This window comes from Streptomyces sp. NPDC127068, assembly GCF_042724695.1.
Taxonomy (GTDB): Bacteria; Actinomycetota; Actinomycetes; order Streptomycetales; family Streptomycetaceae; genus Streptomyces.
Window position 1 is genome coordinate 114,808 of sequence record NZ_JBHXEN010000016.1, and the last position, 24,423, is coordinate 139,230.

The following is a 24,423-nucleotide window of genomic DNA, read 5'->3' on the forward strand; positions in this document are numbered from 1 at the left end:
TCTCGGGGCGCGGGTCGGCGAACGCGTACCGCGACCGGTGGCCGTAGACGCGCCGGAGCCGGGTCCGACGGCTCCCCCGCCACCCGCCGAACCCTCAGGACCAGGGCAGCAGAGGCGCTCGCCGTAGGACCTCGGACAGCGTCGTCGGTCCCGCGCGGTCACCGAATCGCAGGACAGGGCAGTCGAGTCGCTCGGTGGACACCTCGTGGAGGCGAGCCACCCTCGGGCCGCTCCAGATGAGACGCGTGACTCCGTTGACGGTCCGGTACCCGGTGGAACCGCCGACCAGCAGACGTCCCGGGGTCAAGGCGTCCCAGCCCAGGGCGGTCACGCCCAAGGCGTGACCGACTCCGGTGCCTTGGATGAGGCGCTGGACTCCCCGACGGTTTATCCAGGGCAGTCCTTGCAGCGGTGCCGCGTCGGCTGTCAGCAGCACGGTCGTCTCACCGAGCGAGGCGAGCAGGCGGGCGAGCGCGTACGGGGTGGCGTCCCCGTCCCCCTCGTCGAGCACCACGGTGACGCCCCGTCCGTGGCGGGCACCGCACGGTGCCTCCAGCCGGTCTCTGCCCCATTCACGGGGCGTGATGATCTCCGGCGTCCGGCCCCGCGACGTGGGAGGAGGTCGGAGTCGATCCGGGATCGGTGACGGCTCGGAGCCCGTGGCGAGGACGATCAGCTCCGGCTCGGTGGCCCGGATCGTCGCCGCATCGGCGCGTCGGTGACCCCGACGCAGTTCGACCCGCCCGACGACACGCTTCTCCAGCGCGGTGACGACGGCGTCGAGTTCACACAACGCGGGCAGGGACGCCTGTGCCGCCAGCCGCCCTCCGAGAGGGCCACCGTTGCCGAGCATCGTCACGGTGTCGCCGTACTCGGCGAAAGCGGCGGCGGCGGCCAGCCCCGCCGCCCCGGTGCCGACCACCGTGACCCTCCGAGGGGCGGTCCGCCGGCCGGGCTTGGCCGGCGGACCGGCACGCCGGGTGGGGCGGCCCCAGGAGTCGTTCACGGGGCACCGCCCCCTCCTTCCGGCCTGCACCTCCGTCCAGCAGACGTTGCAGTAGGCGCACCGCGGGGCCAGGGGCTCCCGGCCACTGAAGGCGCGCCGGGGGAGTTCAGGATCGACCACGAGGGCGCGGCCCAGGGCCACGAGGTCTCCGGCGCCGGTGCGCAGGGCGTTCGCCGCTTCACCCGGATCACGCAGCCGTCCCACCGCGAGGCTCGGGATGTCCGGAGCCGCGGCGCGCATGCGGCGTTGCATGGCGAGCAGCGTGCCGGGCGGGCGGGTGAGGTCGGGTATGTGGTCGGGCAGGCTGGGGCCGATGGTGCCGGCCCGGTAGGTGACGAGGTCAACGGGGGTGGACGCGACGAGGGTGCGGAAGAGCGGGATCGCGTCCGTAGGCGTCAGGCCGTGCGGCACGGCTTCGTCCGCCTGGAGTGAGAGGCCGACGAGGAAGCCGGTGGGGCAGGCGGCCCTGACGGCGGTGACGGCCTCCCTGATGATCCGGGTCCGTCCGTGGTCGTCCCCGCCGTAGGCGTCCTCCCTGGTGTTCCAGAGGGGGGAGAGGAAGAGGGAGAGCAGATGGCCGTGCGCCGCGTGGATCTCGACTCCGGAGAAGCCCGCGTCCGCCAGGGCCGCCGCGGCCTCGGCGAAGGCGTCCACCACCTCGGCGATGTCGTTCCGGGTCATCGGCCGGGGAACCCGTCCGCTGTGGGGATCGGCCACGGCCGACGGGGCGATCCCGCCGTCGTCGCGCCCGGTGAGGAGGTGGCTACGGCCGAGATGCATCAGTTGGCCGATGAGTCGGCAGTTCGCGCCTTCGACCGCGTCCACGAGCTGTCTCCAGGCCGGGCGGTTGGCCGGGTGGTAGGTGGTGATCATGGAATCCGCCGGTGCTCCCCCGGGGTGGACGGACAGTCCCTCGGTGATGATGGCGCCGACACCGCCGGCGGCCAGGCGTGCGTACCAGTCGACGGTGCGGGGGGAGACCCGGTGTCGGTCCGCGAATCCGTTGACGAGGGGAGGGAAGACCATCCGGTTCTTGAAGTGTGTCCGCCCAATGGTGAAAGGGCTGGCGAGGAGTGCGGTGTCGTCGACGTGGTCGGACGGGTTCATGTCCGTGCCGCCCCTCGGTCCCGTTCCAGGAAGAGTTCGCTGGGGCCGTGGAAGACGAGGTTGACGTGGAAGGGCGGTTCCTGGTCCTCGGAGAGTCGCAGCCCCGGTGCGCGTGCGGAGAGGGTGGCGAGCATGGCGGCTATCTCCATGCGCGCGAGGGGGGCGCCGAAGCAGTAGTGCCCGCCCTTGCCGAAGGTCAGATGCCGACGGGCGCCCTCCCGCCGGATGTTGAACGCGTCGGGGGCGTCGAACTGCGTCTCGTCGTGGTTGGCCGAGCCGATCACCAGCAGCACAGGGGTCCCGGCCGGGACTCGCGTCGTGCCGAGGTCCGCGTCGTCGACCGTGGTGACGCGCCGCCAGGTGAAGAGGGCGGGGTCGTACCGCAGGGCTTCCTCCACCGCTTGGGGAATGAGGTGCGGGTCCTCGCACAGGGCGTCCCACTGTTCCCGATGCCGCATCAGACGCATGATGGCGCTGGTGGCGACGCTGGTGGTGGTCTCGTGGCCGGCGAAGCTCACGGCGTGGACGACGTTGGTGATCTCGTCGGCGGTGAGCGCCTCGGGGTCGTCGTGGTGGGATCGTGCCAGGTCGCCGGTGAAGCAGTCCTCGGGGTAAGCCAGTTGGCGGTCCACGAATTCCGTGCAGTAGGTCCAGTACTCGGACATACGGCGGGCGACGGCCACCTGCTGGTTCGCCGTGGGCCTGCCCCAGGTGAACAGCATGCGGTCCGCGGCCAGGCTCTTGAGGCGGCTCCAGTCCTCGCGGGGGAAGCCGATAAGGGCGAAGACGATGGACGCCGGCAGCGGGTATGTCAGCTTCTGCACGATGTCGAAGCGGTGCTGGGTCAGCATCCGGTCGACCAGTTCCTCGGCGCGTTCCTGGATCACCGGCTCCAGGCGGGCCAGTCGCCGGGCTGAGAACGCTTTGAGGCAGTGGCTTCGTACCCGTCCGTGTTTCGGTTCGGGTCCGTTGGACAGGGTGGGCGTGGTGGGGGAACCGGTGGCGACGATCTCCGAGGCACGCGGGCCGAGGGGGAACGCGGGCCGCTGGGTGTTGGCCCCGCTGAAGCGCTCCGTGTCCTTCAGGATGCGCTCGACATCGCGATAGCGGGTGACGACCCACATGTCCAGTTCGGACGCGTAGAAGGTGGGGCTCTCGGCGCGCAGGCGGGCGAGGACGGGGAACGGGTCCACGGTGTAGGAGGCGTCCAGGGGGTCGAAGCCGTGGCTGGCGGGACATCCTTGACGGGCACTCATGCGCGGCCCTCTCCGAGCGTGTTGCTCAGAACGTCGCGCAACACGGCGCCGATCTTGCTCATGTGTGGTTCGGCGCAGTCGAACAGGCTCCCTGCCTCCGCGTTCACCCGTTGGACGCGAAGTCTGTCCGGGGGTACGGCGCGCAAGGCGGCGGCGTAGGGCGACTCAAGATCGATCATGTCCTCGTCCCGTTCCTCCTCGCCGACGGCGATGACGGTCAAGGTGCTGTCGGGGTCACTGTCGGGCCGGTAGGTGAACATCGCCTGGAGATTCGCCTGGTACACCTCGATGCGGTGGCGCAGCGTCTGCGCGGTGACGCCTGCCAGCCCTGGGTGCCGGATCAGGACGTCGATGGCGAGGTCGGTGCGGTCGGCCTCGTCCGCTGCGGCGATCGCGTCCAAGGGTAGGTGGACGGGCTCACCGAGCAGACGTTCCATGATGAAGCCGTAGTCGATCAGCGCTCGGGTTGGCAGGGAGTCGAGGGTCGGCAGTCCCTTCCAGGAACGTTGGAAGGTCGGCATCAGGTGCAGCACGGTGCCGACCTCGGCGCCGGCCGCGCGCAGTTGGTGGGCGGCCTCGAAGGCGGGAAGACCACCCATGCAGTTCCCGGCGAGGTGGTAGGGGCTGGCCGGCTGGACGCGGCGGATCTGCCGGACGGTGTGGGCGGCGATCTCCTCGACGCTGGTGCTGGGCTCTCGCTCACCGTCCAGACCCGGGGTCTGACACCCGAAGACGTTCCAGTCCTTGGGGATGTGGGGCAGGTAGCCGGTCATGTAGCCGACACTGCCGTCGGTGGCGGGGAAGACGAACAGGTTGGCTCCGGTACCGGTGCGCAGTTGTCTCAGGTTCGAGCCCTCCAGTTCGAGGAGGCGGGCCTCCGCGTTCTGATCGGCGAGGAGCCTGCGCAGGGCGAGACGCTTGGTCTCGGACAGAGAACGCACGCGGTCGCCCGCTGCGTCGAAACCCGGTAGCGACATGGGGTTCCTCCGTCTGCTGGGTCGTTCGTGGCCATCAGGGGGTGGACGGGTCGGGTGGTTGTGCCCCGGCGATACGGGCGGCCTGCTCGTCCGTCAGGGAGTCCAGGAGTTCCAGTGCCCTCTCCAACTCACTCCGGCCGACCGCGGCGCCCTCGTCGTGCCTTGCCTGGTCGACGAGGGCGGCGACGGTCCCGACTCGCCCGTCCGTGAGGAAGACGTGGAGCGGGACGCGGACACCGGTGCGCTCGTGGAGCCGGTGCAGGACGCGGACGGCCGACAGCGAGTGGCCTCCGAGGTCGAAGAAGTCGTCGGTCCGCCCGGGTGAGACACCGGTGAGGACCTCGCCGTACGAGGCCGCCACGGCGCGTTCGGTCGGGGTTTCGGGCTGGTTCCCCATCGGCCCCACGGCGGGCAGTGGGCGCAGGCGGAGCACGGCCCGGTCGATCTTGCCGTTCGCGGTCCGCGGCAGGGAGTCGTGCAGGACGTACCGCCCGGGGAGCAGGGCGCTGCGAAGACGTTCCCCCAAGAACGCGGCGAGTTCCCCGGCACTCGGCGCCGCCTCGGCGGTATCGGTACGCACGTGTGCCACGAGGATGGCGTCGCGGGTGGTCACGACCACGGCTTCCCGTACGGCCGGGTGTTCGGTGAGCGCGGTCTCGATCTCGCCGGGTTCCAGTCGCTGGCCGCGCAACTTGATCTGGTCGTCGGTGCGGCCGAGGCAGATGAGTGTTCCGTCGGCCGCCAGTCTGACCAGGTCTCCTGTGCGGTAGGCGCGTACGTGGCGACCGTCCGCCGTAGTGACGGGCGCGAAGCGGTCGTCGGTGAGGTCCGGGCGTCCCAGATAGCCCTGCGCGAGGCCGTCTCCCGATATGTGGAGTTCACCCACCGTGCCCGGTGGCACCGGGGTCCGGTGGCGGTCGAGGACGTGCAGACCGGTCCGCGCGATCGGCGTCCCGATCGGCACCGGGCCGTGGCCGCTTCGCACTCGGTGGCGGGTGGACCAGATCGTCGTCTCGGTGGGGCCGTACAGGTTCCACAACGCCCGGTTGCGGGTCAGTAGCCTTTCCGCCAGGTCTCTGGGGAGGGGTTCGCCTCCGCTCCAGACGGTGAGGCGGGGGTCGCCGTTCCAGCCGGTGTCGGTGAGCATCCGCCAGGTGGAGGGCGTGGCCTGGGCGAGGGTGGCGCCCGATTCCACGAGCGCGCCGGCCAGGGCTCGCGGGTCGTGGACCTGTCGGTCGTCCGCCACGTTCAGGCACGCGCCGACCGTCAGCGGGGCGATCAGTTCCAGGAGGGCGATGTCGAAGAAGGGGGCGGTGATGGCGAGCAGGGTGTCCTCGGCACTGATTCCGGGCTCCTCTGCCATGGCGGTGATCAGGTTGGTCAACGCCCGGTGGCCGACCACGACGGCTTTGGGCTCTCCGGTGGAGCCCGAGGTGTGCATGATGTAGGCGGGCGTTTGGGCGAGGCGGCCGGAGTAGGGCCGTCCCGCCGGGCGCGCGAGGTCGAGGACGGGGATGATCCGTCGGACTTCGGAAGGGAGCACGCCTTGTGTCCCTTCCGTCACCCAGGCCGCCTGGATGCCGAGGGCGCGCACCATCTTGTCCACCTGCCGCGTGGGGGCGTCCAGGGCGATGGGCACGAAGGTGCGGCCCGCCCGTACGGAGGCCAACAGGACCGCGGGCAGTGCCGCCGTCCGGGGCAACAGGACGCCCACCGGCCCTCCCCCGGGGGCGGAGGTGTCGAGCGCGACGGCGAGGCCGTCCACCACCGTGTCGAGTTCCGCGTAGGTCAGCCTCGTGTTCCCCGCGACCACGGCCGTGCGTGCGGGGTCACGGGCCACCCGGTCGGTGAACAGGTCATCGACGGTCAGGTCGGCGGGGCCCGGCGGCTCCGGATCGGGTTCCAGGGGGGCGAGCCGGTCCTCGTCCGCCGGAGAGAGGCAGTTCAGCTGCGGGACTGCGGTGGTGGGGTCGGCCGCGGCACGACGTGCCAGCAGTGCCCAGCGGTCGGCGAACGCCCGCGCTGACTCCGGGGCGAACAGGTCCCGGTTGTGCAGCACCGCCAGGCGCAGTGATCCGTCCTCTCGCGGTGTGAGGTGGAACTCCACGTCGAACTGGCACACGCCTGAGTCGAAGATGACCGGAGCTGTCTCCACTCCGTTCAGGGCGAGGGGGGCCGGTACGTCCTGGAAGGCGAGGAACGATTGGAACAGCGCGTTGCGGCTGGTGTCGCGCCGGGGTGCCAGGACGTCGGAGAGTTCCGCGTAGGAGAAGTCGGTGTGGTCCCAGGCTTCGGTGCAGACACGCGCCGTGCGCCCGGCCAGTTCCTCGAAGGAGGGGTCACCGGCCAGGTCGACGCTGAGGGGGAGGGTGCTCACGAAGCAGCCCATGACCTCCGTGAAGCGCTGCTCGGCACGGTTGGCGTACGGGGTGCCCACGGTGGGGCGAAGGCTTCCCGTGTGCTGCCCGAGGAAGACCCCGTGGACGGCGAGCAGCGCCGAGAAGAGCGTGCCGCCCGTCTTCCGGGCCACCTCGTTCAGGCCGTCGACGACGAAGGGCGGCAGAGCGACATCGGTGCGCGATCCCCGGTAGGTGCGCACCGGGGGCCGGACGTGGTCCGTCGGGATCTCCGCCTCGTCGCGGTCCTTCAGCCTGTCGACCCAGAACCTCATGGCCTCGGCACGCCGTGCCGTCGTCCGCCGTTCGCGGTCGGCCAGCACCTGGTCGACGTAGTCCGCCCGCGGGCCGGTGTGCGCCGGTACCCCGGGTGTCGTGGTCAAGCGGAGGTAGGCACCGGCGACCGCCCGGTTGAACAGGGCGTAGGTCCAGCCGTCGCCGATCAGGTGATGGAAGGCGATCCCCCAGAGCCAGCTGCTGTCACCCGTCCTGGCCAGGACACTGCGCAGCAGTGGCCCCTTCGACAGGTCGAACGGCGCTATGAGTTCGGCGCGCAGCAGGTCGCCCACGGCGTCGTCGCCCATGCCGCGCGCCTCTCGCAGGACAGTGACTACCGGCGGCCCGGGGCCGATCCGCTGCACCGGGACACCGTCGACGTCTTCGAAGGTCGCTCGGAGGCCGGGGTTAGCGGCGGCCACTTCGTCGACGGCGGTGGACAGCGCCGCGGGGTCCAGTCGGCCGCTGAGGCGGTTGACGAAGGCGAAGGCGTAGCCGCGGCCCGAGTCGTCCAACTGCTGGAGGAACCACAGTCGACGCTGAACGTCCGACAGGGGTGTCGCCACGGCGTCGCCGAGTTCCGCCGACCACGCCGCGCGGCGCGCGCGGACGGCGTCGAGCAGGGAGCGGTCTGGGGTCGCCGTCCGCGGCAGTCGGACGCGGAGCCGGCCCGCCGGGGCGTCCACCGCCGCTCCGGACTCCACCAGTCGGGCGAGCAGTCCGCCGTGGGTGGGAGCCACCGGCGCGGCATCGGACGCCTCGTACGGGTGGGAGTTGGGGGACGCTGCGTTCACAGGGCGATCTCCTTCGGTCCGTCGAGGGGCCCGTCCTCCTCAGGTGGGCGATCGGGTGCGGGCGGTCCGGTCGGTGTGTGTGCGCACTCGTCGATGTCTGCTGCCAGGGAGCGGACGTTCTCGTCGCCCAGCCAGCGTGACATCGGCACATCGACACCGAATCGCTCGCTCACCGCGTTGCGCAGCTGCATCGCGGTGAGGGAGGTCGCTCCCAGCTCGCGTGGGGACCGGTTCAGCGGCATGTCCTGCGAGGAGAAGCCGAGTGCGTGGGAAAGGAGTCGGGTGAGGAAACCGGCGGCTGCCTCGTCGGCGGTGTAGGTGGTCAGCCGCTGCTCTTGGCCTTCGGCGCTGTCGGGTGTCCGGGGCGGGGCATCCGTGATCCAGTAGCGCGTGTGCTGCCAGGGGTAGGAGGGAAGGGTGGTGAGCCGGCCGGGTGGGAACGGCAGCAGGTCCCAGTCCAGGTCGACGCCTCGCACGTAGAGCCCGGCAATCAGGCGGCGCAGACGCCACTGTGTAGTTTCCTCGACCGGGCCTGTCGCGGGGCCGCGGCTGTCGTCCCGGAGGTCGAGAACGACACCGTCGCTCCTGGAGGCGGCGAGGTCGGTCATCGCGCCATCGGTGATCCTGGAGGTGAAGGCGTGCCGCCAGTAGCTGGCGTTCAGCGCCTTGCCGGGGCGCGCGGTCAGGGTCCTCGGGTCGAGATAGGTGAGGTCGGCCTCCCTGGGGCGCAGGCCGACGAGCGTGTCCTTGAGGCATCGCGGGGCCCCTTGCATCGCGAGCAGAGTGCGGATCGCGTCCGGGAGGGTCAAGGCGCCGGCGGTAGCGGCTGCGGCGACCGCGCCGGGTCCCTCCCCGGTGATCGCTGTCACCGGGAGCCCCCAGGAGCGCAGCAGCCCGCTCAGCGCGAACCCCTGGACGAACTCCCCCGTCCCTGCGGACATGGAGACGGCATTCCCGTCCGTGGTCAGCCATCCGGTCGGATCCGGTCCGTTCTCCGCGACGAGCAGGTCACGGCAGAGGTGGGCGGCTCGCCGGAACTCCGGGTGGGTCCGGTACAACTCGGGCGCGTCCGACAGATCCGTACCGGCCCCGGGAAGGACTAGTGTCACCGGGGCGGCGGTGGAGGCCCGGCCGATCAGCAGGGTTCCTGCGGTCTCGGGCGCCCAGGCACCGCCCGCCCGCCGTGCGGCGCTTGCCTGCAGCAACACCTCGGCGATCGACGCGCCGTCCTCGCCGAGGACCGCCAACCGGTGTTCGTGGTGCTGCCGGTGGCGTGCCGCCGTGTGACACACGTCGTCCAGGGAAGGCTTCGCCGGCCCGGTCAGGTACGCGGCCATGCGCTCCGCCGCCTGGCGCAGCGCTTCCGGTTCCTTCGCGGAGAGGACGAGGAGGCGGGGGCCCGTGACCGGCGGGCGCTCCGCCCGCGGGGGCGTGAGGGTCGACGTTTCGAGTGTTTCGGCGGACTCGCGCCAGACGGCGTCAGCCGAGCGGTGCCGGCTCAGGGAGACGAGGATGACCGCCTCGTCCCCCGCGCAGGCCCGGATGTCGCCCACGCTGATCGGATGCGGGTTGACGTCGACGAAGACGCGGTGCTTCGCTGCGGCCAGGCGTGTCAGAGTGGGGCCGAACCGGACCGTCTCACGGAGGTTGCGCCCCCAGTACTCCGCGCTGAGCTCCACGCCTCCGAGCCGGTCACCGGTCACCGTGGACCAGAACTCCACGTGCGCCGGACCCGTGACGACATCGGCGACGGCAGCTTCCAAGAGCGGAAGGAAGGGGGTCATGTGGCTGCTGTGCGAGGCGTAGTCGACATCGATCCGGAAGACCCCGACCCCCTTCTCGTTCATGTGCCTGGTGAAGACGTCGAGGGCCTCGTCACCGCCGGAGATCACCGTCCGCCCCGGGGAACCGATGACGGCGACACCGAGGTCTCCCGCGTCCGCTTCACCGATGGCCGCCTCCACGGCGGCGGTGTCCAGTTCGACGAGGGCCATGCCTCCGTGGCCCCGGGCCGGTTGGATCAACCGCGTGCGGTGGGCCAGTATCCGCGCGGCGTCCCGCAGGGATAGCGCCCCGGACACATGGGCCGCCGCGATCTCGCCCATGCTCTGGCCGACCACGGCTGACGGCACCACGCCGCGCGCGATCCAGCGTTCGGAGAGGGCCACCTGCACGCTGAAGACCGCGGCCTGGATCCACCGGGTGTCGGTCAGGGGCGCTCCTGAGTCGATCAGCCGTTCCATGAGTGAGCCGTCCAGCAGCCCTTCGAACGCCCTGTCGCAGCGCCGCAGGGCACGCGCCGTCGTGGGGTCGTGGAGCAGGTCCGCGCCCATCCCCGGCCATTGGGCTCCCTGGCCGCCGAACACGAAGACCGGGCCGGGCGCCGTCCGGCCATCGCGGTGGTGCCGCCCTCCGCCGTGAGTGCCGACGGCGTTCCGGTCCTGGCGGTCTCCCGGCCTGCCCTCCGGTCTGCCTGCGTCCGTACTGGACATGACCACATGGCAGTTGGTGCCGCCGAAGCCGAAGGAACTGACACCGGCCCAGGCCCGCGCTTGGTCTCCGGTGGGCCAGGGCCGCTGGCGCACGGGCACCGTCAGGCCGAGCGTGTCGAAGTCGATGCGCGGGTTCGGATGGTGGAAGTGGAGGTTCCCCGGTACCCGACGCCGATGCAGCACACAGGCCGTCTTGATCAGACCAGCCATTCCGGCCGCCGCTTCGAGGTGACCGAGATTGCTCTTCACCGCCCCGAGGAGAAGAGGGTCGTGCGGGGTGCGTCGTGCGCCGTAGACGGCACCGAGTGCCTCTGCCTCGATGGGGTCTCCGAGAGCGGTCCCCGTTCCGTGTGTCTCCACGAACCGCACGTCGGAGGGCGACACCCCGGCGTTCGCGCACGCTCTCAGCAGCACGTCCCGCTGCGCCTGAGGGCTGGGGGCCGTCAGGCCGTTGCTGAAGCCGTCGTTGTTGACCGCGCTTCCGACAATCGCGCAGTACACGTGGTCGCCGTCGGCGAGCGCCCGGCTCAGCGGCTTGACCAGGACCACCCCGGCGCCCTCGCCCCGCACGTAGCCATCCGCGGAGGCGTCGAACGGCTTGCACCGGCCATCAGGGGCCATGGCCCCGAACTGGGACATCGCGACGGACTCCAGCGGCCCGCACATCAGGCTCACTCCGCCCACCAGCGCGGCGTCGCAGTCTCCGGCGTCGATGGCGAGGCGGGCCTGGTGGAGGGCGACCAGCGATGACGAACACGCCGTGTTGACGGTGACCGCCGGTCCGCGCAGTCCCAGGGTGTAGGCGACGCGTGCGGAGATGATGCTGATGTCACCACCGGTCGCCGAGTGCGGCGTGATCGCCCGTGGGTCCGCGGCGGTCAGGGCCGAGTAGGAGTTCCACATGGCCCCCACGAAGACGCCGACCCTGGCGTCCCGGAGTGTCGCCGGTACCGTGCCCGCGTCCTCCAGCGCCTCCCAGACCAGTTCCAGCACCAGGCGTTGCTGCGGGTCCATCTGACGCGCCTCGGCGGGCGAGATACCGAAGAAGAGCGGATCGAACCCGGCGATCCCTTCGATGAAGCCGCCACGCCGGTTGCGTGTACGACCGGGCACGCCCGGCCGAGCGTCGGACCAAGCGGCGCCGTCCCAACGGTCGACCGGTACGTCGCCTATGGCGTCCCCGCCCGCCAGCAGGAGTTCCCAGAGCGCGGCGACGGAGGGGGCGCCCGGAAAACGCCCGGCCATCCCCACCAGGGCCAGCGGCTCCCCTGGCGTCCTCACGGCGCCCCGGACCGCCCGCGTGTCGGGGTCGGGCCCCACCGCCGGTGCGTCCTCACTCAGCGCGCGCGCCAACCCGGCCGGCGTGGGGTTGCTCCACGCGAGGGTGGCCGCGACCGGCCGCCCGAGCCGGACGGACAGTTCGTCCAGCAACGACGTCAGCGGAAGCGAGGTGATGCCCAGGTCACGGAAGCGATCCGTCGACGACACGGACCCGGAGGGCCGGTCCGTCAAGGCGGCCACGCGGTCGATGATCCACGACACCAGCTCGCCCGCGTCGCTCCCCCTCACGGCAGTTCTTCCCAGATGCTCACGGAGAGAGGCACGGCTCCTCCCAAATCCTGCTGTGAAGGCGGTTCCGGAGGTCCCCGGTCGCGTGAGGGGAGCCGACCGGCTCCTTGAACGCGTCCCGTTCGGGCACCGGCCACCCGGCGGCACCCGCACCGGCACCGGCATTGACACCGGCGACCCCTGCCTACCCCTGGTGCCCGCCTCCGTGGCAGGTGCCGGAGATCAGGACCTGCGGGGCCACTACCGACCCTTTCGAGTCTGTCAGCACAGTCCCCGGCTCGCATCCGCTGTGCGAGCCGGGGACTGTCCGGGCCAACGAGGAAACCCCCGATCCGGCCGCCGCCCGGCCTGGTCACACGTGGTGGCCGATCGCCACAGTCTCTGCTTCGGCTGCCCGACCGCGTCACCGTGGCGCGTGAATCCCGACGTCTCCTCCTCGTCCCCTTCGCCCCGGCCACTTCAGCCAGGGCGATACCGTTCGCCCTCCAAACGCTCCAGGGCGTAGTCGAGTTCCTCCGGGTGCCGAGCCAGACGGGCCATCACCCACGCGGTCCGGGCGTCCATACCCGCGCCGAAATCCGCGGCCAGACGCCGCGCCAGCCACGTGGTGCGCGGAGCGAGAACCCACCAGACGAGTGGGAACCGAACCCTTCCGGCGCCAACCGTCCTGGGGCCTGTCACGTCGAAGGCGTCCCCTGAAGGGGGATCGGCATTGAGGTCGGGCACGATCGCGAGTCTGGTGTCGATCCCGGTGACTCTGGCGGCGATGGGGTGAAGGATCCCCGGAACGGGCGATGCCGCGACCCTGAGGTTGACGCACCGCGGGGTGCGCCGGCGTGAGCCGACAGACCGACCCAGGGTCTGTCCGGACACCGCCGGTCGGTGTGGTGCGGCGGTCCGTGTCTGGTGAGGCCGTCCTACGCGCCCTGTGCAGCGCCTTCCGCCAGATGCCACACGTGAGCGTTTCGTGAGCGCACCCACACGGACCACAGCCGGTACGCACATCCGATTTGCCTGCACGAGTGACAGCACAACCGAAAGCACCACGCCAACCTCATCGCGCGGATATGGCTTGATGTGAGCGACTGAGCATGAGGGGGATCGCCGTGACTCCGAACGTGCGCGCACCAGACACGACCGACAGCATGGCGATGCGGCATGACGGCCCGCAAGAACGCCGGTGCGGACGGCAACTGTCAGCACGGTCCGTGCCCTCATCCTCTGGTCCGGCCTCCGCCTCCGTGGCGCGCCCTGCTCCGGACCCCACGTCGACGCCTCCGGAACCGACCTCCTCGGTCCCGCTCGGTCCACCACCGCCCACACCGCGCCGACGCGGGTCGGGCCGCCACCGGTGCCGTCCGTCGCACCAGTCCGAGTCCCACCGCGCGCCGCGGCCTCACCACTCCGCAGCCCGAGGTGGACACCCCTCTTCGCCTTATGGAGGACCCATGTCCGAATGGCTACAACTGGTCATCACGATGAGTGCCGCGTGTGCCGTGGTCCTCACCGTCACGCTCCTCAGCCATCGCAGACGCGCCGCCCGAGTGGCCCAGGGCAGCGGCGAGGAGCATCATACGGAAATCCCTGACGTCCTGGAGTACATGACGATGATGGTGGCGGTCGTGTACGCCATCGTCCTCGGGCTGGCCATCGCCGGCGTCTGGGAGGCCCGCAGCAGCTCTCAGGACGATGTTCGACGTGAGGCGCAGGCGCTGTATGAGATCGGCCGGCGCGTCGAGGTGCTGCCCCTAGCGTCCCGGGAACGGATCCGCGCGGACATCGATCGCTACGTCGCGCACGTGGTCCACGAGGAGTGGCCCCGAATGATCGACGGACAGGAGTTCCCCGAGCGCGGCAGAGAACTGCTGAACGGTTTGCGGGCCCGGCTCGCCCAACGTGACCCGACGAACGACCTAGAAGCCCAGGCGTACCAGCCCGTACTTGACCAGGTAGCACTTGTCGACGAGTTGCGGACCGCTCGGGAGCAGAACGCGGGTGCGACCCTTCCCTCAGTGGTCTGGTTCGGACTGCTCGTCGGTGCGGTAACCACGGTCGGCTTCATCTTCGCCATGCGGATCGGGCGAAGTTACCGGGAACTTCTGTTCGCGTGCCTTCTCAGTGCGCTGATCACTTTCCTGCTCTATCTGGTGTGGGATTTCGACGCACCGTTCGGACGGTCGGGATCCGGTTCGGCGGAGCCGTTCCGGCAACTCTTCCCCGGAGCTCTCTGACGAAGACACCAGGGCCTCCATGCTGGTCGGGTCGATGGGTGTCCGCGGTTGCCCACGACTGCCCGTCATGAGCGGGGCGCCCTGGCCGAGGCAACCAGCCGGACGCCTCCGCGCGCACGGCCACCCGCCATCGGACACGTGGATCCGCCAAGGACACTCGCCGTCGGAGTGCACCCGTCGCGGCCGTGTCCTCGACAGCCGCGAACCGTCGTCCGCGAGCCGTTCCCGTCATCACGCCCTCCGGCGGATGACGCTCCGAACCGACCCTGCGGTCGATCGGGCGAAGAGGTGAACTTCGGTTCGCTGAACTCCTGTCCCCTCAACCCTTGCGAGCACCGGAACCCGGGACGCTCAACGCCCTCTTCGACCGGACGGCTGGTCCGCATTGACGCCCCCGACAACGCCACCACGGAAGCGAGCGGTGCGACCGCGAACCTGCGGTGGACGCGATCGAGGCCACACTGACCGACCTGTGGCGGCAGACCAATCGCCGCATGAGCCCCCACTGGCGCGGGCGCTTCCGACGCCACCTGCGGGACCAGCGCAACGGGTGCCTGCGCGAGCAGCATCTTCACCACACCGGAACCCTCCCGCCCCTGCCAGTCCAGCGGAATGTGTCTCGACGACCTGCCCGAGGCGGTCCTAGACATCGAACTGTCGCCTGTCTTCGCAACCAGCGCGCTCTGGCAGGCCCTGATCCGTCACATCGGTGATGCCGCGGACTGGTGCAATGACATCCCGTCCTACCCCAGGAGTCGGCGAACCGGTTCACCGTGAACTCCCTCCTGGCCACTCGCCACCGACTCGGCCTGACCGGTGCCGTCGCCGCACACCAGGTCACCGCCCGCATCGTCGACCGCCTCGACTTGTCGCCCGCCCCCATCCGTGACATCAGCCGTACCGGCTGTGTCATCCTCAACTTCCCCGCCACCTGACTCACCCGGGCCCTGCGCTCCGCTCGCTACCTCAGCTCACCCACCCCGGCGACCTGATGCACGTGGTACCGCACGACGGACGAACTGCGGACTTCCGTCGCCCTATCGTGAGGGGGCCTTTTCAGGGTCGGCGCAAGTCATGAAACAGTCCATGTCGGCTCTCGGGCATCCGGCGGTCCACGCCAACGGCCCCACCAGCCATCGGCCGGTTCTTCCTTCCCCGCCCCGCCGCACTTCCGTCGTCGTCCCAGAGCCACGTCGCGTCTTGCGACCGCGGAGGGAGATGGGTGCTCTATCGACCTGCGGCGTTCAGAATGTGGGGCTCGCCGCGGGTGTGGGGCGGAATTCTCACCTGATGGAGGCACAGCTGGTGCGGGATCCCGCCGTCTCGGGGGAAACGCCCCGGGCGTAGACGCCCCCTTGCTTGGCGGCGTAGCCGTTATCTGCTGAGCAGCGGATGATTGCACAGTTCACGCTTGGTTTTATGCCCAGAAGGTCGTGCTGCTGCGCATGGGAACACTCCGATGGCGCCATGTGTCATGTCTCGGCATCGAGGACAGAGTGGTCCCCCTGGAGGGGCGCACCACGTCGTACCGGGCCCGGCGACGAAGCCGACGGCCACGAAAGGAAACTCTCGCGGCCGTAGGTACGCGGTGCGGGACGGTACGCGACCGCGGAGTGCTCGGCGGTCCGTGGGGCGAGGGCCGTCGCCGGCTCATCTCCGGTCCGTCGTGAACCTCAGGGCGCCGGCAGCGCTCTGGGGCACTGCGGGTGCCCTGGGAACGACCGGTGCGACCATGTGGTAGGGCGCTCCCGGGGCGGGACGCGGGTCCGGCTCGTCCTTGTTCGGCCACAGGGCCATGGCCCGTTCCGCTTGGGCGGTGATGGTGAGGGCGGGATTCACACCAGGGTTGGCGCTCACGACCGAGCCGTCGACGACATGGACGCCGGGATGGCCAAACACCCGCAGATAGGGGTCGACCACGCCTTCCCCGCGGTCTGCGCCGATGGGGCATCCGCCCAGCAGGTGCGCGGTGAGGGATCTACCAGACGTCTCTCCGGCGAACCGGTACGCCTCGCCATCGAGCGCGTCGGCGAGATGACGGGATGCTTCGGCCGCCTCGGGGAGCCAGGTCGGCGGCGGCTGCCCGGGGCCAGGGCAGGACGTCAGCCGTCGCCGCCACCAGCGGCGGCGCGCCAGCCCCACCTGGAGTGATGTCTCATCGCGCCGCATGACCAGCAGGATCACGGTGCGCTGTGGCCAGCGGCGGATCAGCAGGGACCGCAGAAGCTGCACGGGGCACGCGAGAAGGGCGCCCACGCGATTCCGTGCTGGACCGGGGCGCCCGGACGGGCTCTGCGGCACGGCCAGCAATCTCATCAGGCTGGACCCCGCTCCGTACCGGACCGTCTGGACGGTGGTGTCGGCGGTCGGCTGGAACGCGCTCGTGATGGTGACGCCCTGGGTGTGGTCGGTGCGGTCCCCGGCGGGGGCCAGCGCGCCGACCACCGCCTCCGAGTTCGTCCGCACCTGGCTGCCGAGTCGTGGGGAGAGATGGGGAAGCAGTCCCTTGTCCCGGGCGGAGTGCAACAGACGCTGAGTGCCGTAGGTACCCGCGGCTAGGACCACCTGGCGGACGGCCAGCTTCCGCGTACCCCGTCGGAACCCGGCGGTGGGACCGGTGATGACCACATACCGGCCGTCCGACAGCGGACGGATAGCGGACACGGTGGTGAGCGGCCGGATCTCGGCACCGGCCCCGACCGCGAGGTGCAGGTAGTTCTCGGTGAGCGTGTTCTTCGCACCGTGACGGCAGCCGGTCATGCATTGTCCGCACTGGAGGCAACCACGCCGCGACGGGCCCGCGCCGCCGAAGTAAGGGTCGTCGACGAGTTCCCCAGGCCGCGTCACAGCGAGGTTGGCGTCCGCGCCGTCGCCGAAGAAGACACCCACCGGCGAGAAGGCGAACGTCCCCCCGGCTCCCATGCCGTCGGCAGCGGACCTCACCGCGGTGTCAGTCGAGGTGATGGTGCGCTGGGGACGTACTCCCAGCATGCGTTCCGCCTGCTCGTAGTACGGTGCCAGTTCCGTCTTCCAGTCCGTGATGTGGGCCCATTGCGGGCTTCGGTAGAACTCTTCCGGTGGCCGGTACAAGGCGTTGGCGTACACCAGGGAACCACCACCGACACCGGCCCCGGCGAGCACGAGGACCTTGCCCAGGGAGTGGAATCGCTGCATTCCGTACAGGCCCAGTGCCGGAGCCCAGAGATAGCGGCGGAGATCCCAGGAGTTCCGTGGCATCGAGCGCGGATCGAAGCTGCGTCCGGCCTCGACGACGACGACCCGGTATCCCTTCTCTGTGAGACGGAGCGCGCTGACCGCCCCGCCGAACCCCGATCCGATCACCACGACATCGAACTCTTCGTCCCAGTCTCGCGAGGACTTCACCATTGGTCTCCCTCTTGGTCCAGGAGTCAGGCCCCTCGCCCGAGGAACCGTTGTTGGCCGTCGGGCCGGATCGTGGAAGCCCTTGCCGGTGATTCGCCGTCTTCATCGATCGGGACCTGTCCACTACGACCGGACCGAGAGAGTCGAACAGCGTTTCGGGCCCGCTCAGTTGCTGATTGGCCGAGCGCTAGTCGGAGTGGTGGAGGCCAAGGGCTCGGCCAATCCGACGCAGTGGGGTTCGCCGCGCGCGACGATCGCATCGACCAGCACGGTGACCACCCCGCCAAACCGCTCAGGCGGCTGCACCCGGGCTGGAAGCCCGTGAAGGCGGCTGAAGGCGTCATCCCCGTGTGACTGAAAGCTCTTTGATGATCCGCCAGCACCGCCGTGCGGCAGCCCGCTGCCGTCCTTGCCCCGCGGGGAGCAGTTGACCGAGGCCCATTGGACTGCCTATCCGCGTATCATGACGAACCTCTCGCATGTCTCCAAGTGCAGCGCCACAAAGGCCAGTTGTGAGTGAGGAACTACTGCCCCTGAACTCCTCTCATAAAGCGAGAGCTTGTGGCGTTTCACGCGATCGGGTGAACCCGGGCGGTGGTGGAGAGCGGCGGGCCCCTGCGGGAACACCTTCCCGGCGGATGGCAGGCTTCCTCGACCACGACTCCTCGACTGTCCGGCGGCGCTGGCCAGCGGTCTCTCCACAGCACGCGGCCTTGCCGGTTGACTCTGACCACACCTTGACGGGAGTTCGCCGCGAGTTGTTGTCCGGGTACGAACGCACCGAAGATCGTCAGTCGGGTCGACAACCGAACGAACCCTGCCGTGGGAGCACCAGGAGAGCCTCATCGGAGGACGAAGAGTCGACCACGAGCGAGGACTGCCACGCTCGTCCTTCTCGTGGTCGCTCCACTTGACCAGGGGCGCGGCCGCCCTCCGCTGGATTCCTGAGATGCGAAACGGGTCACCGCCTGTGAGGATGACAGCGCGGCTACGAAACAGCGGGCCCGGCCGCACGAGACGCACCTCGTCCGCGCAGAGGGCTCCGACGAGGAATCACGGAAGAGGTACCCGTAGGACTCCCGCTCCGGACCGCTTCCGCCCGCTCCCGGGCAGGGGCCGGTGTCGTGGAGGCGAGGGTGCGCCGCTCACCAGGGGCCCGCACACTCCGGTCCCCTCAGGGAGTCGACGGGCCCGCCCGTCTCCGAACCCGCTCACACGCGGACGTCAACGATGTGGACCACACGTCTCCGCCCAGCTGAGACGACCACGCACACGCCCGCGGGGACGGCGGGCGGAAAGGCCGGACCATGAGACCCACACCAACGGCCGGTTGGGACAACGAAGCACTCGGTGTCCCTGGGCCGGAACGCGACATTGCCGACCGGGAGTTCACCACCCGCCAGTGCACGTCCGCCCAGCGGACCGAGGGCCGCGCCGCCATCCTCCTCCCGCCTCACCAGACGGAGGCACCCGCCGCTCGGAGGCGCGACTGGACTCACGGGGACCCGACAGGGCCGTCCCACCCCCGCAAGCGGCCGTACCGTGCTGGACCATGCCGAGAGTTCCCATGAGCCGGCGTCCTCGTAGCATCATGATCGCCGGGGGTACATCGGGCCTGGGGCTGGCCACGGCGCGGCTCCTGGCCGATGGCGGTCATCACCTCGTTCTGCTCTCGCGGGACGCCGACCGGGCCGCCGCAGCTCTGTCGACCCTGCCCTCCGGTGTGCGTCACGTCGCGGGCGACGCCAGGAACCCGGACGACGTCGAGTCGGCGCTGGAGCAGGCCGCCGAGCTGGCTCCTCTGTGGGGCTGCGTGAACAGCGTGGGCGTCCCGCTGACCATGCGCGTGCTCAGCCATGGCCGGGTCCACCCCCAGGACCTCTTCGAGGAATGCCTCCTCGGCAACGCCGCCACTGCCTTCAATCTGACCAGGCTGGTCGCAGCCCATCTCGCCGGCCAGCCCTGTCCAGAAGACGGGGAGCGGGGGGTCATCGTCCACACCGCGTCCACTGCGGCCCTCGACGGCCAGACCGGGCAAGCGGCCTACGCCGCGGCCAAGGCAGCCGTCACCGGCATGACCCTCCCCCTCGCCAGGGACCTCGCCGCACAACGCATCCGGGTCGTCACCATCGCGCCCGGTCTCTATGACACTCCGATGGCCCAGGAGATCCCCGCCGATACCCTCAGCCACCTGATCGGCCATGTGCCGCACCCCCAGCGACTCGGTAGACCAGAAGAGTTCGCCTCCTTGGTGGTGCACGTCCTCAACAACCAGATGATCAACGGGGCGGTGATCAGAGCCGACGCCGCCTTCCGACTGCCCGACCCACAGCGGAACTCCGCCGCCCATCGACCGTGACCAGCCCTTCCCCCTGACCAGGCGTCCTTTGCGGAGCCCCGGAGCATCAACGCCGCACGCAGCAGCCGGGCAGCCGACCTCGCCAGGGACCTGGAACAGGGGCGCAGCAGGCTCGTCGCGCTCATGCTGCGGTACGGGGAGCAGGACGGTACGGCCCGTACGCATGCCGGGGAGGTCCAGGAGACCGGGGGCTGGCGGGACTTCACTGAGGTCCGGGAGGAACTGGTGCGCTGGCCGGACGCGCGGGCGCGGATGACGGGGGACGGGCCGAAGGCGTTGTCCGAAGCGACGGCGGGGGCTGCATGCCTGGGGCCAGCCGTTCCGCCAGAGCCTCCGCAGCCGGGACGAAGCATCCACGCAGAACCCTCGCACACCGCTGGTGGGCCGATGTGAGATCTTCAGCCGTGGACTCCCCTGCCACCCTCCTGAGTTCTCCCCAGGACCCGCGGATCAGCGCGGGCGACGTCTTCGAACGTCACGGGATCGGACAGGCAGGTGGTCAGCGCCGCGCGGCCCGGAGTCCCCGCGATCAGAGTTCCGTCCATGTCGCGGGTGTGGCGGGGCATCGGGCTTGCCAGAAGCCGAGGACGAAGTGTCCGGCGCGGCCGGCGCGCGCCAGAGCCTCATGCGATTCGACGAGTACTTTGTCGGCGAGCGTTGCCGCGGTCCTCTCGCGGCGTGACCTGGCCTTGCGGTCGAACAGCTCCCAGGTCGGTTCCAGGTCGCCGTGTTGATCCTGGTTCTCGACCTTCAGGATCTCGAATCCGACGGCTCCGAGATCCTCTCGGAGGTCCGCCATGGAGATGAGGTAGGGCACCGCGTACGCCCTGCACATCGGCTCGATGTATTCCGCGTAGTGGATGGGGTCGATGCCGTCGCGGCAGAAACCAGTCATACCCGATGAACACGCCTCCGGGCTTGAGGACCCGGGCTACTTCCCCGTACGCCGTCCGCTTGTCGGGCGCGTGGCACACGGCCTCGAAGGTGTACACCGCGTCCACGGAGTCGTCGTCCAGGGGCATGTCCATCATGTCGCCCTCGATGAACTCCACCGCGTCGGCCAAGCCGTGCTCGTGGGCGCGCGATCTGGCCGTCGCGACGTGCTCCGCGCTGAGGTTCAGGCCCACCACGTGTGCACCGGTGTGGGCCGCGATAGTCAGGGCGGGACCACCTACACCGCATCCGACGTCGAGGACGCGCATTCCCGCACGCAACTCACCTGTCTCCGCCAGTCGTCGTTCCTTCGCGCGCACGGCGACTTTCAAGTCCTCAAGCGTCGCCGGACCTGTGAGACCGCGGAAGGCCGGAAGGTGGAAGGACTCTCCCCAACCGCGCAGGTACGAAGGCGTGACCATTGCGTAGTAGTCGCGGACCATGTCGCGGTAGTTGGCCGAACGCGTGGCGCGGTCTTGGACGACGGCCAGGTATCGGGTGTCTTCCATGAGGGGTACTCCTTGGGGGTACGGTGCGGTGCCCATGCGGAAGGAGAGCGCTCCTGTCGCTCCGACTGTCTGGGGCAGGCACGACGCTCGGGTACACGGACGGAATCGGCGAGCACCACACTCGACGGAACTCCGCAGGGTCACCGGGCGGGCTGGAAGGGTACGGTCGGCGAACGCGCCAGGAACACGGACCGTGCGGTGAGAGTCCGTGTCCGGCCCGGGCGCTGGGGTGACGGCGGATCGGCCTGCGATCTCGATGCCAAGGCTGCTCAGGGAACGTTGCGGCGACAGCCAGGAATCCGGTCGGGTCCCCGACATCGTCATCGGTGTTCGGAACGTGGGCGAACCGGTGAGCGCCTCCGGCAAGAGGCGCGTGACGCACAACGCACCCGCCAAGTGCGCGGTGGCGCACGACGTAAGTGGGCACCGTGGCGCAGTTCACAGACGCATGTCGCGCGCGCCAGCGCCGGGTGGGCCTTCGCACGCCCGGTGGTCCGAGGAGACACTTCGGGAGGCACCCGACGATGCGCTTCTTCACCCGCCGTAGCCTGGTTCACCCCCGCTTTCGCGGGAAGCTCTGGACACGCTTTTGGTGCGCGCGGTCCTCGACCGGTCCATCCCCGCTATAGCGGGGAGCACGTTCTCTGGGATTCCTAGTACCCCTCGTTTCCCAGGTCCACTCCGGTTCGTGCGGGAAGAACTCTAAGCGCGGCCGCGTTCTGTTCGGTCGAGGTCGGCCCGCCCCCACTTGTGCAGAGATCACTCCTTCTCGTCCGATGACACGGTTCCCGGCGCTCGTCGTGCGCCTGCTGCCGGCTGCGGAGCAGTCCCTCCCCCGGGAAGCCGACCCGCCCGGCCCTTCGCACTGGTGCCCCTCCCGGCGGGAGCGCCGACGTCGGGGTTCCGGAATGGGCCCTTGAGCGATCACCCGCCCACGTACCCGAGCTGAACGCGGCGGAACTCCCACGGCCGTTCCTCAGGAGGCACGAACTCGCCGATCTCCCAGGCCACCACTTCGCCGCTGTCGCCGAGCGGGGCGTCCACCCACGACAGCGGCGGAACCCATGAAGGGCTCATCAGGCCGGCTGCCAGTTCCTGATCGCCCGATCGTCTCGCAGGGCGGCGATCCGCCGTCGGTACTCGTCTGCCACCGCATCGGACTCGATGATGTTCTGCATGAGCCAGGTCGTCATCCGGAGCTCCTGGATCCGCCGCATCGTCTCGTAGCCCGGCCACTGGCGGAGGTCACGGCCATAGGCGGCCACGAACTCCGCGTACTGTGCCGGGCTCTGCCATCGGAGGCTGTGATGCTCCACCGCGGTGACCATCAGGTCCCACTCGGGATGGTCGAAGCTGACGTTCTCGAAGTCGATCAAGACCACACGGCCGGTCGAATCGACCATGAGATTCTGTGAATGAGCGTCGCCGTGAATCGGTGTCGGGACGGAGTCGAAGCGCACTCCCGCGAGTTCTTCCCGCAGTTGGCTGACCCGATGGCGCAGGAACGTCCGGTCCCGCTCCTGGATCGGCGCGCGCTGTATCCGCAGTTCCGTCCGGCCGAAGGCGTCGAACGCGGGCAGTCGGAGCCTTGCCGGCGGCTTCAGCGCGTGGAGGGATCTCAACGTGCGGCCCAGTTCCCCGTAGGTCGCCTCCCTGTCGTCTTGGGTGATCAAATGCCAGAACGTCACCGGGTGTCCAGCGACGAGCACCGGTTGATCGATCTCATCGACGACCCGGGCCGCCGGGAACTCTTCAGCGGCAAGCCACCGGGAGACCGCGACCTCGTTAAGCACCCTCGGTAAGTACTCCTTGGACCGCGCGATCCGTACGACCAGTGGAGTGCTGGCCAGCCGGAACAGTGCGTTCTCGCCCATGCGGATGAGGACCGCGCACCTCTTGTCCAGCCCAGTCGCGTCGCACGCCAACTCCAGGATCCGCAGGGCGGTTCTGGATGTGAGCCCGGCCCCTACCCCTCCGACGTCGCCCGTCACCGTGCAACCACCTCTCTCGACCGCGTAGACGATCCACTCCGGTCGGCTCGTCACACCGACGGTACCCACGGCGGGAGCGGGAAACGGCTGCGGTGTCCAGGCTGCCGTGGAGGACGCAGTCGCGTGCGCCGTACCTGGTCGCGTCGGCCCGGTGTTGCTTCGACTTGCCGACGCGGCCCTCGGTGGTGTCGCGTCGGCGGTACTGGCGATGGGCGCCCTGACCGCCGTGGAGGCGGTCACACCGCTACGGCGAACCCGAAGGCGACCAGCACGCAGACGGGATGGAACGAGGCCCGGTTGAACGTCCGGAGGGCAACCTGCGGCTCCGGCGATCGCAGCAGGCGCGCGCCGGGACCGAGGAGCGTGAACAGGGCACTGAGGGCCATGCCCAGTAGACCGACTAGGCCGAAGGAAGGCCAGGCGGCCACCGCCAGCGCGCAGCCGGCTCCCGCCGCGATGACCAGGAAGACGAAAGCGACCCGGGCACTGCGCCGGGGCCCGAGAACCACGGGCAGGGTCCGAACGCCGAGCGGGGTGTCCTCCGCCAGGTCCGAGAGGTCGTTGGGGATGTTGCGTCCGCCGATCTCCCACGCGAACATCCAGAGGCCGAACAGCCCGAGCCGCAGGGGGTCGACGGCGTCCGAGAAGGCGAACCACCCCGCCCACGCGCCGACGACGACGAGTACACCGCTGAGGAGGAACTTGTACGGGGTGACGGTGGCCAGCCGACAGTAGAGGACCTGGAGCAACACAGCGCAGAGGAACAGCGTCACGCACACCCGGCTCAGCACCGCCGACACGATCAGGGCGAAGGCACCGAGCGCCAGCACCCACAGCACGCCCGCGACGAGCCGCAGCCGTCCCTCGGCGATGGGGTGCCGACCGCCGGTGCTGTCGAGGTCTGGGCCCTCCAGGGGGTGGAGGTGCACGACCCGCCGCCGATCCAGTCGTACGTCGAGAAGATCGTTCGCCGCGAAGACAGCGAGGAAACCGGCCGCACCGGCCAGGGCGGCCCATCCCAGCCTGCGGGGATCGGGGCAGCCGGTTGCCAGCAGCATCCCGCCCCCGGGCTGAGCCAAACTCATCAGTGCTTGTGTCCCGCGGGAGAGGCCGTAGAGGGTTTTGGCCCGCTGGAGTACGCGG

General features: G+C 69.9%; 13 protein-coding genes and 2 pseudogenes. 4 read left to right on the forward strand and 11 right to left on the reverse strand.

Annotated features, from left to right (window positions below):
• Nucleotides 1-94 precede the first annotated feature (94 nt).
• Genes ACFWIA_RS12815 through ACFWIA_RS12835 form a run of 5 tightly spaced genes read right to left on the reverse strand, consistent with a single transcriptional unit; the run spans nucleotide 95 to nucleotide 11,873 of the window.
• Nucleotides 95-2,113 carry a hypothetical protein gene (locus ACFWIA_RS12815; RefSeq protein ID WP_387003196.1) on the reverse strand — a complete coding sequence of 673 codons (2,019 nt, stop codon included), beginning with the start codon at nucleotides 2,111-2,113 and terminating at the stop codon, nucleotides 95-97.
• Nucleotides 2,110-3,369, reverse strand: a complete 1,260-nt coding sequence (locus ACFWIA_RS12820; RefSeq protein ID WP_387003198.1) for a cytochrome P450 — start codon at nucleotides 3,367-3,369, stop codon at nucleotides 2,110-2,112. The genes ACFWIA_RS12815 and ACFWIA_RS12820 overlap by 4 nt, the downstream gene beginning before the upstream one ends.
• Nucleotides 3,366-4,346: a thioesterase domain-containing protein gene (locus ACFWIA_RS12825; RefSeq protein ID WP_387003200.1), complete on the reverse strand. Its 981-nt coding sequence runs from the start codon at nucleotides 4,344-4,346 to the stop codon at nucleotides 3,366-3,368. Before ACFWIA_RS12825 ends, ACFWIA_RS12820 begins: the two co-directional genes overlap by 4 nt.
• A 34-nt stretch (nucleotides 4,347-4,380) precedes the next feature.
• Nucleotides 4,381-7,812, reverse strand: coding sequence for an amino acid adenylation domain-containing protein (locus ACFWIA_RS12830; RefSeq protein WP_387003201.1), 3,432 nt, complete (start codon nucleotides 7,810-7,812; stop codon nucleotides 4,381-4,383).
• Nucleotides 7,809-11,873: a beta-ketoacyl synthase N-terminal-like domain-containing protein gene (locus ACFWIA_RS12835; RefSeq protein ID WP_387003204.1), complete on the reverse strand. Its 4,065-nt coding sequence runs from the start codon at nucleotides 11,871-11,873 to the stop codon at nucleotides 7,809-7,811. Before ACFWIA_RS12835 ends, ACFWIA_RS12830 begins: the two co-directional genes overlap by 4 nt.
• A 1,448-nt stretch (nucleotides 11,874-13,321) precedes the next feature.
• Here ACFWIA_RS12835 and ACFWIA_RS12840 point away from each other — a divergent pair.
• The 3 genes and pseudogenes from ACFWIA_RS12840 to ACFWIA_RS12850 all read left to right on the forward strand — a co-directional run bounded on the left by ACFWIA_RS12840 (nucleotide 13,322) and on the right by ACFWIA_RS12850 (nucleotide 15,039).
• Entirely contained in the window at nucleotides 13,322-14,104 is a 783-nt protein-coding gene (locus tag ACFWIA_RS12840) for a DUF4239 domain-containing protein (RefSeq protein WP_387003207.1), read from the forward strand.
• 434 nt (nucleotides 14,105-14,538) lie between these two features.
• Nucleotides 14,539-14,817, forward strand: a pseudogene (locus ACFWIA_RS12845) (terpene synthase family protein); the annotation flags it as partial.
• 60 nt (nucleotides 14,818-14,877) lie between these two features.
• Entirely contained in the window at nucleotides 14,878-15,039 is a 162-nt protein-coding gene (locus ACFWIA_RS12850; RefSeq protein WP_387003210.1) for a hypothetical protein, read from the forward strand.
• A 715-nt stretch (nucleotides 15,040-15,754) separates the two neighbouring features.
• Here the strand turns inward: ACFWIA_RS12850 and ACFWIA_RS12855 are convergent.
• The gene (locus ACFWIA_RS12855) at nucleotides 15,755-17,491 is read right to left on the reverse strand and encodes a GMC oxidoreductase (protein WP_387003212.1); all 1,737 of its coding nucleotides are present in this window, start codon (nucleotides 17,489-17,491) and stop codon (nucleotides 15,755-15,757) included.
• A 1,588-nt stretch (nucleotides 17,492-19,079) separates the two neighbouring features.
• Here ACFWIA_RS12855 and ACFWIA_RS12860 point away from each other — a divergent pair.
• Complete coding sequence (locus ACFWIA_RS12860; RefSeq protein WP_387003214.1) at nucleotides 19,080-19,847, forward strand: SDR family NAD(P)-dependent oxidoreductase; 768 nt, start codon at nucleotides 19,080-19,082, stop codon at nucleotides 19,845-19,847.
• A 529-nt stretch (nucleotides 19,848-20,376) separates the two neighbouring features.
• On the opposite strand, the gene ACFWIA_RS12865 is transcribed toward ACFWIA_RS12860, so the two are convergent.
• The 5 genes and pseudogenes from ACFWIA_RS12865 to ACFWIA_RS12885 all read right to left on the reverse strand — a co-directional run bounded on the left by ACFWIA_RS12865 (nucleotide 20,377) and on the right by ACFWIA_RS12885 (nucleotide 24,365).
• Nucleotides 20,377-20,742, reverse strand: coding sequence for a hypothetical protein (locus ACFWIA_RS12865; RefSeq protein WP_387003250.1), 366 nt, complete (start codon nucleotides 20,740-20,742; stop codon nucleotides 20,377-20,379).
• A 16-nt stretch (nucleotides 20,743-20,758) separates the two neighbouring features.
• Nucleotides 20,759-21,613: pseudogene (locus tag ACFWIA_RS12870) on the reverse strand (SAM-dependent methyltransferase); the annotation flags it as partial.
• A gap of 600 nt (nucleotides 21,614-22,213) precedes the next feature.
• Nucleotides 22,214-22,366 (reverse strand): hypothetical protein, encoded by a 153-nt coding sequence (locus ACFWIA_RS12875; RefSeq protein WP_387003217.1) that lies wholly within the window; start codon nucleotides 22,364-22,366, stop codon nucleotides 22,214-22,216.
• On the reverse strand, nucleotides 22,366-23,280 hold the full coding sequence (locus ACFWIA_RS12880) for an aminoglycoside phosphotransferase family protein (RefSeq protein ID WP_387003220.1): 915 nt from the start codon (nucleotides 23,278-23,280) through the stop codon (nucleotides 22,366-22,368). The genes ACFWIA_RS12875 and ACFWIA_RS12880 overlap by 1 nt, the downstream gene beginning before the upstream one ends.
• 236 nt (nucleotides 23,281-23,516) lie before the next feature.
• Nucleotides 23,517-24,365 carry a UbiA prenyltransferase family protein gene (locus ACFWIA_RS12885; RefSeq protein WP_387003223.1) on the reverse strand — a complete coding sequence of 283 codons (849 nt, stop codon included), beginning with the start codon at nucleotides 24,363-24,365 and terminating at the stop codon, nucleotides 23,517-23,519.
• Nucleotides 24,366-24,423 lie beyond the last annotated feature (58 nt).